Below are 13,484 nucleotides of genomic sequence, written 5' to 3'. Positions count from 1 at the left end.
TTTTAAAATGGCAATGCCTTTCTTCTATAATCCTTTGTTTCTTTGAAAGTAATCGTTCTAAAATTATTGAGAATCCGTGATACAATTCGTTCATCGTACGCCTCGTCTAAACGCTTTCCTGTGAGGTTTGTCGTAAAGATAGTAGATTTACCTTGCCTACCATCGAAAACATCGAATAGCACCCTATTAATGAAGTTTGTTGCTTTCGTATTGGCATTTAATGCCCCTAACTCTGCTCCTAAATCATCGACAATTAACACTTCTGCTTTTACTAGACTTCGAATGATTGCATCTTCAGTTAGTGTGGAGTCTTTGCTGAACGTACTTTTAATCTTCCGTAGCAATTCGCCAACTGTGACGAAGACAACTGATAGCCCCGCACCTGCAAGTTCTTCCGCTATAGCGTAAGCAAGATGTGTTTTCCCTGCTCCGCAATTCCCGGCCATAATCGTGTTAAATACTTTACCGTTGAGGTAATCTGTAGCGGTGACCTTTGCGAGTTCCAGGTTCTTCGTTCCTTCCTTGCTAGTAGGTTTGTAATTATCAAAGTTAGCTTTCTTAATGTTGCTATCGGCGATCATGCTTTGTTGGTGAAACATGAATTTCTTCTCGTTCGCTTTATCTGCATCGTATTTCGCTTGTTCCTGTTGCTGAAGCTTCTTACTATCGTTTTCAAGAAAGCATCGAGGGCAAACAACTTGTCCACCAAACTTCATCTTATTCATGCCATGCGTATCACACACATCAGAATCCATAGTCATATTCACCTTTTTGGCTATATCGGTTGGTATTGCTGCCGCAGCTCTCTGCATTGTTATTCGCTCCTTTTTTAGAATTCATTTGAATAGTTAGTTGGTCGAACTTCTCCCGTAGCTTTTTAGGAGATAAAATGTTACCTTGCCAGAACGGATCAGCTTGGCACCAATCAATAACATCCTTAATCTCTTGTGGTTCTCTGTTGTCACGTTCTCGCATTAATCTAAATTCATTTGCCCAATTATTGAAGTTAGGTTCTTTTTGCCTAGGATTGTTCCTCTTAATTTTTTCAAATAGATACTTAGCCCCATTGGTGTCGCAAGTTTCAAACTTGTGACGGGAAGATTTTTCTCTCTTCTTTTTATCTTTTTCTTTATCTAATTCTTTATCTTCTTCTATATCTGTATCGTCACGTGACGTCACGCAAACGTCATTTTCTTCAACCTTATTTTCTAGCGCTATTTGCTGTTGTTTCTTACGTTCACGGTACTTTTTGTTTCGTTCAGCATTCAATTGTTTTACACGTTCTAACCCATCGATGTTCTGATGTTTCTCCCAATTCGAGATACATATGTACTGATCATCAGTGATGTCTATCATTCCGAATTGCTTAAACGTTTGTAGTGCGAGTCTCACAGTTGCTATCGGTCTATTAAAAAGTGTTGAGAGCATTTCTTCTGTGAAAGGAATGTTTTCACTCAAAAAAATGTAACCATTGGCATTTGTTCTGCCCGCTTGAGACAACAATTTAATCCAAATGATTAGTAGTGTATCTGCATCTGGTAAACTTTCAATTAATCGAATCTTTTCATCTTCAAACATACTAGTAGAGAGCTTTATCCATTTAACATCTGCCATTTAATTCACCTTCTTCATCCAACATTCATAGCTCACAGTGTCTTCCATGCCAGTAAACCGAACCTTTTCTCTCCCTCTAAACTTACCTTCATGATAAAAAGTTCTTTCTGCCCTATATATTCGTTTAATTGGCGTTACATAGTCATAACCTCGTTTTTCTAAATCCCGAACTGCTGTTAACATCTCTTTCATCGATCCACGCCTTACAGGTATCTTAAACATCACGCATTCGTCCTTTCGCATACCGCTATGTCGCCTTGAATTTTGATTATTTTATATCCTGGGTAGCGATCGGGGGTGATGTACTCAATCGCCTTTACTCTTGCTTCTTTTTCATTCCGTGCGCCCTTCCACACCCACTTCGGAAGGACGACTTTAGATTGATTTTTGTCTAACATAGGCTTAGCATCTCCTTAGTTTGTTTGTTCTATTTTTTCTACTTGTTCTTGCTCTTCGATTTTAGAGGTTTCTTTTTCAGCCTGTTTAACCCACTTTGTTAATTTCTTAAGTACTTCTCCAGCTTGTTTTAATGTCAATTCGCCAACTTCTTTAATACTTAAGTGTCCTTTAATCGTGTCTTCATCCACTTTTCGAAGAGTAGCTAATTTTTTTATGTTTAATTTAATTGCACCAACTTGTTGAGCAGTAATCATTTCCTCTTGGATCTCTGGTAAATCTTCACCCGCATAGATGTACAATCCTAATCCGTGAAGTGCAATTGCCTTTACTAAGCAACGTTGGATACTTGTGTTAATGTCAAAGCTGTTAGGCTCTGCAATCGGCTTGTTTTGATTGTTAAGTATCGGGTGAATTTGACTTAGTGGTATTCCTTGTACAGTTACTTCAACTTCTACAAAGTAACCACAATCTGTTTTGAGGTAAGGCACTCCATCAAATCGTTTTACTTCCCATGTGGCTGTTGGATCTACTTCACGAAGCTTTTTAACTGCCCATGCCCACGATAAGTAATTAAAACGCCCTTTCTTCTCAACATGTCCCGAACAATCTGTTTGAGCCAATTTAGAAAAGTAATTTTCAGTTATCATATGAATCTCCCCTTCTTTTAAAATGGTGCTATTTCCGTTTGTTTACTAGCTTCATACACTTCCATAAGTGCTTGTAATCCATATTTGTAAGCTACAACCATTGATGCAGCGTCAGGCTCTTTGCTTTGCTTGTATCGTTCAACTAGACTCTTCATAATTTGAATTTCAGCTTCAATTTTGTTTTGTAGGACCACCTTATTCACCCGCTACTTTCTTCATTGAATGTTCTTCAACGTACTGTTTGATGCATTCGGATTCGGTATGGATTGGATCACCACTAAAATCAAGGTACCCTTCTCCGTAGAAGATTTCTCCACCACACCCTTGGCAATAATCCATGAAGTCTCTTGCTGATGAATCGTGATGGTTTCCGTAAGTAATTGGATTTTCAATCATTTTTTTGAATTCCTCCTTATTTACTGAGAGAAAACTCATGGTATAATATAGGTAGCTAATTTTAGGGAATGGTTTCTCTACATCGCTCGTTGCCATCGAGCGTTTTTTATTTTTCAATAGCTAACTTTCTGAAAGTTTGTTAAAATTTAGTTACCGATATGTGTAACAACTGGCCTGTGCTTCTGTACGGGCTTTTTTGATGCTTTCACGCATCAAAATATCCAGGAATCCTTTTACTAGATGGGGAACACCATTAAATTCCTGAATATTACGACAAGCGAATGCGCGTCTTATCCTTGTAGGATTTCCCTCCTTTCTGTCGAATTACTTAGACTGGAAGGAGGTGTTTTTATGAAACCAACTACTATAAATATTCGTGTTGACTTAGATGATATTTGCAAACTATCTCATCATGAAATTGTTGACGGTGTTTTAAAATACCTCCATGAACAATCGCACCAGTATAATGATTTAACTCCAGAGAGCAGTCTAGAAATGGTTATAAAAGAAGCGACAAAAGCTTCTGAAGATAACTTAAGAAAACATATGCATGAACGATATAGTGCTACTATTTCTGGTCAAGTTGAAGTACAACGTTAGATTCACAAATTTGCTTATTATTTAATAGAATTTTTACTTCTACAACAGCCTCTTTTACCGCAGGGGCTTGATTCTTATTTTCTTCCACATAAATCACTCCTTTTATCAAATTTTATTGTGTTCATAAATCTGTAAAATCTTTATATAAAAATTTAATGAACTACGTGTTAAACTTATTACATTCCAAGAAGTCCTTTACTTTTAGAATCGACAATTCTTCAATACCCTTAGTCTTGCCCTGCATCCCCTTGCAGGGCTTTTATCATTCAGCTAGAGTGATATACCTCTTGTATGTTTCTTCAACCTTATCTGCGCTGTTATGTACACCCTTTGATCTTAAATCCTTTATAATCCACAAGATTTTCTTTCGTTCATATTCATCACGTTGCTGTTTATTTATCATCTTGTGACCATCCTGTCTTTTTATCCCAGACATCAATTCTGTGTACTAGGTATGTTAATAGACATATAGCCGCTGATACAATCGCCAATGATAATGTACTTTCCTCCATCATTTACATCGCCTCCCTATCCATTTCTGGAATAATTCCGCGTTTCGTTAGAATTTCGTTACACATGCTTCCAAGTCTCATTTCTTACAACCTTCCCTATAGTTGAATGTGATGTTCCGAATGTTCTAGCCATTGCTCTAGCTCCATATTTAGAGTGGCCTGGTTTGTAGTGTTTTCTTATCCATTCAATTTGTTCTTCAGTAAAAACAGCTGTATGAATCTGTTCACCTTTTGCGTTTAAATCATTTTTAATTGCATGTTTTTTATTTTCCTTATCTGTCACAAATTCCAAATTGCTTAATCTGTTATTAGTCTTATCTCCATCAATATGATTAACTTGCATCTTCTCTTCTTGGCACTTATTAAAAGATTCAATAACTAATCTGTGTATATAAAATCTCCTTTGTATTCCTTTTTCGTCAGTTAATCCTATTCTTAAATAACCTTTTTTGGTAACAACAGGTGTTAAGATTCTGCCTTTTACGCTATTCCCTCTTTTTATAACTGTTTTAACTCTACCTAGAGTGCTAATCACATATATCCCTTCATAACCTATTAAATCTACCCATATCTCATTTTGTTCTTTTGATTCCACAGTTCATTTCCTCCAAACGATTAATTATGTACACCTGTCCTTTTGGAGTGACTCGCATTGTGATTCAAGTTAATGCTCATTTTGATGTTTCAAAATAACCACAATCAATATATTTTTGTAATGGCTCATTTTTCTTCTCAAAAACTAGTTACCGTTCGAACTTTACCGAACTCTTCATTGTTGAAAACCTGTAATTGATTCATTTTCTTTCTCCTCCGGCCTTCCAGTTGTCGTTATGACAACTTTTTGAGTAAAAAAAAGTTCATCTATTGATACTCCAAGTGCATTTGCTAAAATAGGTATCTTTTCAGCATCTAATCTTCTCTTGCCATTTTCTATGAAAGAAATAGCTGAAGCGTGACTAAAACCAAGACTCTTAGCCAGTTTTGATTGTGTTATATCTTTTTGTTTGCGAATATCTCTAACTCTGTTTCCAAATGTCATATCCGCCTCACCTCCTATAGTTGTCATTTCGACAACAACTTAATTTCATTATAAGTTGTCATTTCGTAAATGTAAACCCCTGTTTTGTCACTTTGTTTTAATTTTTTTTACAAATAGTGAAAAGTTGTCAAAAAGTATATATACTGTAATTAAAGAATAATACTTCGCAATGGGATCTTATTTATAAAGGGGAATAATAAAATTATGAACTTAAACGAAAGATTGAAAGCGTGCCGCGAAAAGAAGGGGTACACACAGACTTTCATCTCAGAAAAATTAGACGTAAACAAAGCCACTTTATCTAGTTACGAATCAGGAAGACGTAAACCTGACTACGAAACATTAACTAAACTAGCAGACATATACGAAGTTTCTATTGATTACTTATTAGGAAGAGCGATGCATCAAAAGTTAACAGTTAAAGAAACAGAAGAGATAAGTAAAGAAACTAACGAATGGATGACACTGATTAATCAACTATCAGAGGACAACAAAGAGTTGTTTAAATCAACAATTCAAAGCTTTATATCTAAAAACAAAACTCCGTAAGACTAATTACTGTCTACGGAGTTTTGTTTTACTCTTTTCCTTCGTTTGATAATTCTAGTAGCATTTCACGGAGATGTTCAATATTTACCCCTTCGACCGTCTCCATTATCAATAACTCTGTAACTAAATTCTCCATGTTCATTCCCCCTGCATCCTCTATATAATTTGTGAACAATTCACATTCGTTAATTATTTATTTTTTTGAAAAATAGTTAACATTCCCTAAAACGACGAATGACATCTTCTAAAAAAAGAAGATGTCATTCATTAAATATATAATTTAAACGCCCGTCCCTGGATCAGACATTTTTAATGTAATTGTAAGTTGAGTATCCTTAGCTAACTGCTGAGGTTGCTTTTTTTGGCTATCAGAAGGAGCGAATAAAAATCCACCTGACAACGCTAAAATAGTAATAAGCGATAAAACCTTATTCATTTATGTATCACCTCACTCTCATAAATTATAACATTTTTTCTATATAATCCCTAGAGATTTCTTAGGTAATTGAGCGTAAAAAATATTCCCTAATCGCTCAAACATATCTAGTGATTTCAATAACAGTTCTTTGTCATTTTTCGCTAGGCCTAAATAGTAAATTTGAAATGCGCTCAGTTCCCCGTTCTCTTCTTTCAACTTCATTAAAATTTCAATTGCATGTTCATTATTACCCTTTTGTATTTCTAAATATGCTTGTTCAGCAGCATGTAATGGTTTAATATTTTCTAAATCAACTTTATGATGTATTTTTAGAAACTCAATAGTATTAGCTATCATTGTTCTTCTCATTTCCATTTGATTACTCGACTCTTTCTCTAAAATGCTCAATGCTTTTTTCAGATAAAATATCGATTTGTCAAAGGATTCATCACATAGCATAAACGATTCTCCCAATACACCATATACTGTTGCTTCTACAACAGGAAAACGATTATTGATAGGTATACTTTGTATCACTTCTTCGCATATTTCTCTTAGTTTTTCTAGTTCGTATGCGGTTAAATGACCATGAATTGCACATTCCTTTATCTTATAAAAAAACGATTCTTTTAGATAAGGATCTTTAATATCATTTAGTTTCTCCATTAAAAAATCGGATTTGTTAACCATTAACTTAAAGTTACCTTGATCGTAAGCTGATAGCATTTCTATTTCTTCGGATAAAATCTCTAATTCTTTACTTTTTAATTTGAGGTATTTCTTTCTCTTATTTAATTCCAAAAGTAATTTTTCGCCTTTTATGTGTCCTTTATATCTTTTATAAATCAGTTCATACAAGCTTGCCCATTCGCGATTTTCTTTATTTGCTGAAGTCATTTCTTGGTCTACTAGTCGTTTTAAAAGTTCCAACTCTCCATGAGCCATTAAATAATTCATCGCAATTTTTTTATTAAGATGTCTTTTAGTATTAGTAAAGTATTTAGCGCAAAGATCTCGACGTAACTCTACATCATTAGGATAAGCGATTTTTAAAAGTTCTCCGTACTTGTCGAATCTAATTCCATCTTTCTCCTTAAAAAAATTTAGAAACCGTCACGTTGCTTAAACTGATTTGTTTTGAAATATTTCTATCGCTTATTCCTTTAGCGTACAAATCATTTTGCAACTTCACTATTGAACTTTGCACAATCTTTGTCCTCCTTGTTGGACAAAAAAGACACGTTACCCTAGATTTCTTACATTTAAGGAAAACGCGTCACTATATCTAGGATGTGTGTTATAATTATGTACGAGACTTATGACAAGTGTTCCCCTAGGCACATTAGGGCGGACCGTGGAAGAGTGTTACCAGCACTACTTGCACAGCCATGAGTCTTTTTTACGTCCGTTTATTTTATTATTTTCATAATATCATATTTTTGCCAAAATTCAGTCGTGTGGTTATCAGAAAAATATTGAGAAAGTTTGAAAATAGCTTTATATCAATGGTTTCTCGCGCTTATGGATAAAGATATACAATAGTGCATCTTTCTGTATGAAGTACTCTTACGCATGTTTTACCGTATTAAGCATGAGAGCTACGGCTCTCTTTTTTATTTTCTTTCGACATAATATAACGATATTGTTATAATTAAATTTATTATGATTAATTTAAAGTTTTACATTTGGGAGGGACAACTGAATGGGAGCGAAAACATTTAATAATTCCATTGAAAAACTAGCAGAAGGAATTGCAAACAAAGAAGTCAAATTTAAAACAACTGTACCAATTGAACTTCGAGATACAGAAAATTCAATCGCTATTCTCTTATCGAAAGAACAATCAATCGAGTTAGCACATATGCTAATTAATGGAAATATGTTATTTGAGAAAGACCGTATTGTTCTTACTATCAAAAAAAACTCGCAATGTAGTATGTCTGTTACAAGTTATTAGAAAGTAATACCATCAAGAATACTTAAATAGGATTCCAATACATACTATTACAATTAAGATGGTTCAACTCAGAGAAAAGGCACCTTAGGGTGTCTTTTTTAATTATAAACAGTAGTTTTAAATAATAAATATATTCAATACTTAGGAGAGATAAAGAATTTTTTTAGTTTATTTAACATCTTTTTAGCTCGTTGACAATTTAAAGTTAATGAATTAACATATCAGTTACTAATATATCAGTAACTGATATGTTTTCGTGGAGGGAATGTATGGAAGCTATTCAAAATAGATTGTTAATAGGGACAAACTACATAGAGGAGATCCAAAGCAATACTAGGATTGAGTTTAATGAACTAAAACCAAGTCAACTTCCTAGCGCCCCAGGTGTGTATATTATAAAAAGTAAGATAAACGACACAGTTCTATATGTTGGAAGAACTTTAAATTTGCAAAGAAGAATTTATACGAATCATTTACAAGGAAATTTAAGCACAGCACGTTTAAAGAAATATCTGATTGAAGATCCTTCTAGAAGTGAAGTTGTTGATTTAAACAGTGCTAAAGAATTTTTAAAAAATCAGTGTTATGTTCAATTTATTATTATAGAAAATGATCATAAATTACGTGGTAAACTAGAATGTTTGTTTACATTTGCATTTGATACTTATTATGTAGAACCAGAGAGAGGAAAAAGAAACTAAGTATCCAAGACTGACCTGTGAATTACTAATCTAGAGTAGGTGTATATAATGAGTAACAAATTAATTGAAGGTAACGATTTATTAAGATTTGTGGAGAAAGCATCAATTCATATAAATGAAATATCTGCAGCTACAGAAAAAAAGGAAAAAGGACAATATTTTACATCTAGTTCAATTGCTGAATTTATGGCGGAGAGAATTAATATAACAAAAGACACGATTAAGATCCTAGATCCAGGTAGTGGCACAGGAATGCTGACTGCTGCATTTGTCGCAAGAATTATTAAAGAAGGAAGAAAAAATGTTCATTTAGAAATAGATTTATTTGAAAATGATGAAAAAGTGCTTCCTTTTTTATATGACACGATGGAACTATGTAAAAATTTAATGGAGAAACAGGGTAATAAATTAAGTTATAAGATACATGAAGAAGATTTTATATTAGTCCATAGCCGTCTGTTTGAATCCTCTCTTTTTGATGAAGAAAAACTTAATAAAAAATATGACTTAGTGATTAGTAATCCCCCTTATTACAAATTAAATAAAAATCATATCTATTCACAAATACTACAGGAATATGTACACGGACAACCAAATATTTACTTTATGTTTATGGCCATTGCTGAAAAATTATTAGTTGATGAAGGACAATTGGTTTTTATTACTCCTAGAAGTTATTGTTCTGGTGCATATTTTGAAAGGTTTAGGGAACTTTTTTTTAAGAGTATAGATCCAGATCATTTTCATTTATTTGAATCAAGAAAAGGAAATTTCAAGAGTGAAAATGTTTTACAAGAGACTATTATATTAAGTGGATTCAAAAGAAAATATAAGCTTCCACATATTAATATTAGTTCATCTTTAAGCCTAAATATTCAAGAGAGTTATAGTGAAGAAACATTTAGTAAATCACTCATTATAGATTCTACAGATCAAATTAATTTGATTAGATTACCTATAAATAAAGAACAGTCCAAAGTACTAGAAATGTTTGATAATTGGAGTAATAACTTAACATTAATGCATATGAATATTTCTACTGGCCCTGTAGTGGCTTTTAGGCATAAAGAATATATTAAAGATTATGATGACAAGGATTCCTATCCATTATTATATATGAAAAATTTAAAGCAACTGGAGGTTACATTCCCTTTAGAACAAAACAATCAGGGAATTATTTTTGAAGCTATTGAAAAAAAACTTGTTGTTCCAGCCAATAATTATGTACTACTTAAACGTTTTACCTCAAAAGAACAGAAAAAGAGGGTTGATTGCGGAACATATTTAACAAAAAAATATCCGTTTCAAATGTTAGGTTTGGAAAACCATTTGAATTATATTTATAAAATGGACGAGAGTTTATGTGAAGAAGAAGCGTTAGGAATAGCTGCATTTTTAAATTCAAATTTAGTCGATCAATATTTTAGAATTGTTAACGGAAACACACAAGTAAATGCTTCAGACATTAGGCCTTTACCTTTTCCTGAATATGAATTTATTGTAAAATTAGGAAGAGATATTCTTGAAGAAAGAATCAGCTATTTAGATGTAGATACAATACTAGAAGCAGAATTTATAAACCAAAAAGAAAAGAATCTAAAATGCCTTGTGGAGTTGGGAGAAATGAATAAAGAAGAACAAGCAAAAGATATCTTACTGCAGTTAGGATTACCTAAAAAACAGCAGAATAAGCGTTCGGGTCTAAGTTTATTAGCTTTATTAGACATTAAAGAAGATGATGAGTGGAGCAATGCTCAAAAAAGGTTACTTCGTATTGTAGATATAATGGAGTTTATGGCTAAAAATTATAATCAAGTCTATGCTCCCAATAGTAGAGAGACAATACGAAGGCAAACCGTTCATCAATTTGAACAAGCAAATTTAATTGAGAGAAACCCAGATGACCCTTCTAGACCTACTAATAGTGGCAACACCGTTTACGCTGTAACTGATGAATTTTTATCTGTAGTTAGGACCTATGGGACAAATCAATGGCTAGAGAAAGTTACAGAATTTAAACAACAATTTTCAACATTATCTCAAAAGTATGAACAAAAAAGAAACAAAACTCGTATTCCAGTAAAAATTAATGAAGAAGAGTCTTTAAGCTTATCTGCTGGAGAACATAATATTTTACAAAAACAAATCGTAGAAGACTTTGGTGCTATTTTTGCACCGGGTTCAAAGCTTTTATATTTAGGTGATACTGAAAATAAATACTTGTATATTAAAGCAGAGGAACTAGAGGCACTAAATGTTCCGCCTTTTAGTCATGATAAATTACCAGATGTGGTTCTCTATGACAAAGAAAAAAATTGGTTGTTTTTAATTGAGGCGGTTACTTCACATGGTCCCGTTTCACCTAAACGTTTATACGAATTAGAAAAGGTGTTAGAGAATTGTTCAGCAGGTCCTATATATGTAACTGCCTTTCCAAATATATCAGTTTTCAAAAAATATGCAGATGATATTGCTTGGGACACAGAAGTATGGTTTGCCGATACACCAGAACATATGATGCATTTTAATGGGGATCGTTTCTTAGGACCAAGATAAATATTTATAAGTAAGCCTTAAGGGGAGTAGAGAAATGGTATTACAATCAGAAATCGATAAGAAATCAAAAGAAATTCAAACAGATAGTTATTCAATGTCAATTGGTGAGTTAATGAATATGTATAAAGATGAAGAGATACAGATTACACCAGATTTTCAACGCTATTTTCGTTGGTCAGATTCTCAAAAAGCAAGATTTATTGAATCAATATTATTAGGTATACCCATCCCACCAATTTTTGTTGCTCAAAGTAAGGGAGGGGTTTGGGATGTCATTGATGGACTTCAAAGGCTTTCAACAATATTTGAATTTACAGGTATTTTAAAAGATAAAGAGAAAAAACCAGTCCCTCCTAGTGTTTTGCACGCAACTAAATTCTTACCCTCATTAGGCGGTAAAATGTGGAACAATACAGAAGATGATAATAATTCATTTACTGACGAACAGAGAATTGATTTTAAAAGATCTAAAATGGATATAAATATAATAAAAAGAAGCAGTGATGCAGATGCTAAGTATGAACTATTCCAAAGATTAAATACGGGAGGCACCGCACTCACAGAGCAAGAAATTAGAAATTGTCTAATGATAATGTTAGATAAGGACTTTTATAATTGGATTAATGAATTAAAAGATTTACCAGCTTTCCAAGTTTGTTTACCTTTAACTGAAAAACAGTTATCAGAACAAGAGGAAATGGAATATATTATTAGATTTTTAGTTTATAGATATACAGATACAACAAAAATTAAAGGTGACGAAGATATAAGAGATTTTATAACAGATAATATGTTGAAAATTATAGCGGATGAGAGCTATGATCGAGAAAAAGAAAATGAAATCTTTGTCCAAACCTTTAAGGTTTTACAAGAAATACTAGGAGAAGATAGTTTTAAAAAGTTTAATGCTGCAAAAGATAAATTTTATGGAGCATTATCAATTACAGCATTTGAAGTTATTATTACAGGATTAAGTGAAAATATAGATAAAATATCTAAATATTCAACAGACCAAAAAGACACACTTAAAGATATCATAAAAAATATTTATGCTATGGATGATTATTCAGAAGCTGTAAGATCGGGGACAAGACCTATAAATCGTTTCAAAAAACTTTCTAAGCTAAGTAAGGACGTTTTTGGGGATGAGTAATCAGTATTCACTCGAAGAACTTCAGGAGAATTTAGATAAACAATTAGCTTGGAGAAAAAAAGAGTTGTCTCTTATTGCTGGGAATATTAATAGTTCAAAGGAAGAGATTCTTAATACTTTAATCAGGGCTGGAATTCCTTTACTCTATGCACATTGGGAAGGATACATAAAAATTGCCGCTCGAGAATATTTGAGCTATCTTAATGCTCAAAATTGTAAAGTATCGGAACTTCAGGACAACTTTTTGGTTTTACACTTAAAAAAGACAATTATTGATGTTAAGCAATCTAATAAAGCAACAAAATTTGCAACTTTGTTAGATAAAATAAATAATCAAGATAACGAGTGTTTTAAAGTTAAGCAAATGGACTCCGATATTATATCAACTGAGAGTAACTTGAAATTCAATGTACTTAAAGAAATATTATTTAGTTTAGGGCTCGAAGTAAAAAAGTTCGAATTAAAAAGGCATTTTATTGATCGAAAGCTTTTAAAAACAAGAAATGCGATAGCTCATGGAGAATATAAAGATTTAGTTGATAAAGGTAATGATGATCAGGCAAAGCATGATTTTGAAGAATTATACCATATTATTTTAGAGCTTATGGATGAGTTCAAAGAACAAATAATTGATGCTGGATTGAAAAAAAGTTATTTGAAGATTGGCTCATAGCTCCATCTCACCATGAGTATAGCTCAACTAATCAAACCAGTATAATCAGTCATCATCTACTATTTTTTTGGATATATAAAAACATTAGGGATGAAAAGTTTAGATATGTTTCATGGAAAGTAATTCTAAAAATGATAAAAGGAAGATTACTTCAATAAGGATATCCCTTCTATTTTCTTCACAACCATTATACAGATTCGGATGGGAATCCAAATTAAAGCGGTTCAAGTCGGAGGAAGGCACCTTATGGTGTCTTTTTTCTTACCTTTC

At 32.8% G+C, this 13,484-nt stretch carries 19 protein-coding genes; 7 read left to right on the top strand and 12 right to left on the bottom strand.

Annotation, left to right across the window (positions count from 1 at the left end; translation table 11 throughout):
- Positions 1–2 precede the first annotated feature (2 nt).
- The 7 genes from HMPREF1014_RS27290 to HMPREF1014_RS27270 are packed head-to-tail and all read right to left on the bottom strand — an operon-like array spanning position 3 to position 3,056.
- Positions 3–761, bottom strand: coding sequence for an ATP-binding protein (locus tag HMPREF1014_RS27290; RefSeq protein ID WP_009327668.1), 759 nt, complete (start codon positions 759–761; stop codon positions 3–5).
- Positions 745–1,614, bottom strand: coding sequence for a phage replisome organizer N-terminal domain-containing protein (locus HMPREF1014_RS27285; protein WP_000786053.1), 870 nt, complete (start codon positions 1,612–1,614; stop codon positions 745–747). Before HMPREF1014_RS27285 ends, HMPREF1014_RS27290 begins: the two co-directional genes overlap by 17 nt.
- Positions 1,615–1,836, bottom strand: a complete 222-nt coding sequence (locus tag HMPREF1014_RS27280; protein ID WP_000472848.1) for a hypothetical protein — start codon at positions 1,834–1,836, stop codon at positions 1,615–1,617.
- Positions 1,836–2,012, bottom strand: coding sequence for a hypothetical protein (locus tag HMPREF1014_RS31790; RefSeq protein ID WP_000884758.1), 177 nt, complete (start codon positions 2,010–2,012; stop codon positions 1,836–1,838). The genes HMPREF1014_RS27280 and HMPREF1014_RS31790 overlap by 1 nt, the downstream gene beginning before the upstream one ends.
- Positions 2,013–2,027: 15 nt before the next feature.
- Complete coding sequence (locus tag HMPREF1014_RS27275; protein ID WP_000627312.1) at positions 2,028–2,660, bottom strand: Sak single strand annealing protein; 633 nt, start codon at positions 2,658–2,660, stop codon at positions 2,028–2,030.
- Positions 2,661–2,677: 17 nt separating this feature from the next.
- Complete coding sequence (locus HMPREF1014_RS31785; protein WP_179943797.1) at positions 2,678–2,854, bottom strand: hypothetical protein; 177 nt, start codon at positions 2,852–2,854, stop codon at positions 2,678–2,680.
- Position 2,855: 1 nt separating this feature from the next.
- A complete protein-coding gene (locus HMPREF1014_RS27270; protein WP_000572098.1) occupies positions 2,856–3,056 on the bottom strand; it encodes a hypothetical protein in 201 nt (66 codons plus the stop codon).
- A 351-nt stretch (positions 3,057–3,407) separates the two neighbouring features.
- Here HMPREF1014_RS27270 and HMPREF1014_RS27265 point away from each other — a divergent pair, with 351 nt between their 5' ends.
- Positions 3,408–3,656, top strand: coding sequence for a hypothetical protein (locus HMPREF1014_RS27265; protein WP_000805480.1), 249 nt, complete (start codon positions 3,408–3,410; stop codon positions 3,654–3,656).
- Between the two features lie 392 nt (positions 3,657–4,048).
- Here the strand turns inward: HMPREF1014_RS27265 and HMPREF1014_RS32360 are convergent, their stop codons facing one another.
- The 3 genes from HMPREF1014_RS32360 to HMPREF1014_RS27255 all read right to left on the bottom strand — a co-directional run bounded on the left by HMPREF1014_RS32360 (position 4,049) and on the right by HMPREF1014_RS27255 (position 5,207).
- Positions 4,049–4,171, bottom strand: a complete 123-nt coding sequence (locus tag HMPREF1014_RS32360) for a hypothetical protein (RefSeq protein ID WP_000969704.1) — start codon at positions 4,169–4,171, stop codon at positions 4,049–4,051.
- A 55-nt stretch (positions 4,172–4,226) separates the two neighbouring features.
- Positions 4,227–4,763, bottom strand: a complete 537-nt coding sequence (locus HMPREF1014_RS27260) for an NUMOD4 domain-containing protein (RefSeq protein WP_000444008.1) — start codon at positions 4,761–4,763, stop codon at positions 4,227–4,229.
- A gap of 174 nt (positions 4,764–4,937) precedes the next feature.
- Positions 4,938–5,207, bottom strand: a complete 270-nt coding sequence (locus tag HMPREF1014_RS27255) for a helix-turn-helix domain-containing protein (protein WP_000142655.1) — start codon at positions 5,205–5,207, stop codon at positions 4,938–4,940.
- A gap of 204 nt (positions 5,208–5,411) precedes the next feature.
- Between HMPREF1014_RS27255 and HMPREF1014_RS27250 the strand changes: the two genes are divergently transcribed.
- Positions 5,412–5,756 carry a helix-turn-helix domain-containing protein gene (locus HMPREF1014_RS27250; RefSeq protein ID WP_001052323.1) on the top strand — a complete coding sequence of 115 codons (345 nt, stop codon included), beginning with the start codon at positions 5,412–5,414 and terminating at the stop codon, positions 5,754–5,756.
- Positions 5,757–6,036: 280 nt separating this feature from the next.
- On the opposite strand, the gene HMPREF1014_RS31780 is transcribed toward HMPREF1014_RS27250, so the two are convergent.
- Positions 6,037–6,192 (bottom strand): hypothetical protein, encoded by a 156-nt coding sequence (locus tag HMPREF1014_RS31780; protein WP_001045309.1) that lies wholly within the window; start codon positions 6,190–6,192, stop codon positions 6,037–6,039.
- A 39-nt stretch (positions 6,193–6,231) separates the two neighbouring features.
- Positions 6,232–7,221, bottom strand: a complete 990-nt coding sequence (locus HMPREF1014_RS27245; RefSeq protein WP_255344406.1) for an AimR family lysis-lysogeny pheromone receptor — start codon at positions 7,219–7,221, stop codon at positions 6,232–6,234.
- Between the two features lie 655 nt (positions 7,222–7,876).
- On the opposite strand from HMPREF1014_RS27245, the gene HMPREF1014_RS27240 reads away from it, so the two are divergent.
- The 5 genes from HMPREF1014_RS27240 (at position 7,877) to HMPREF1014_RS27220 (ending at position 13,214) form a co-directional block, all read left to right on the top strand.
- On the top strand, positions 7,877–8,131 hold the full coding sequence (locus HMPREF1014_RS27240; protein WP_000501024.1) for a hypothetical protein: 255 nt from the start codon (positions 7,877–7,879) through the stop codon (positions 8,129–8,131).
- 269 nt (positions 8,132–8,400) lie between these two features.
- A complete protein-coding gene (locus HMPREF1014_RS27235) occupies positions 8,401–8,832 on the top strand; it encodes a GIY-YIG nuclease family protein (RefSeq protein WP_000387433.1) in 432 nt (143 codons plus the stop codon).
- 48 nt (positions 8,833–8,880) lie between these two features.
- Entirely contained in the window at positions 8,881–11,388 is a 2,508-nt protein-coding gene (locus tag HMPREF1014_RS27230) for a BsuBI/PstI family type II restriction endonuclease (protein WP_000066415.1), read from the top strand.
- 34 nt (positions 11,389–11,422) lie between these two features.
- Positions 11,423–12,541, top strand: coding sequence for a DUF262 domain-containing protein (locus tag HMPREF1014_RS27225; RefSeq protein ID WP_000244162.1), 1,119 nt, complete (start codon positions 11,423–11,425; stop codon positions 12,539–12,541).
- Positions 12,534–13,214 carry an MAE_28990/MAE_18760 family HEPN-like nuclease gene (locus HMPREF1014_RS27220; RefSeq protein WP_000070991.1) on the top strand — a complete coding sequence of 227 codons (681 nt, stop codon included), beginning with the start codon at positions 12,534–12,536 and terminating at the stop codon, positions 13,212–13,214. The genes HMPREF1014_RS27225 and HMPREF1014_RS27220 overlap by 8 nt, the downstream gene beginning before the upstream one ends.
- The last annotated feature ends 270 nt before the right edge of the window (positions 13,215–13,484 follow it).

Origin of the sequence: Bacillus sp. 7_6_55CFAA_CT2 (assembly GCF_000238655.1) — a bacterium.
Lineage (GTDB): Bacteria > Bacillota > Bacilli > Bacillales > Bacillaceae_G > Bacillus_A > Bacillus_A cereus.
The sequence above is the reverse complement of the archived record's forward strand: the minus strand, read 5'-3'. Positions and strand labels throughout refer to the sequence as shown.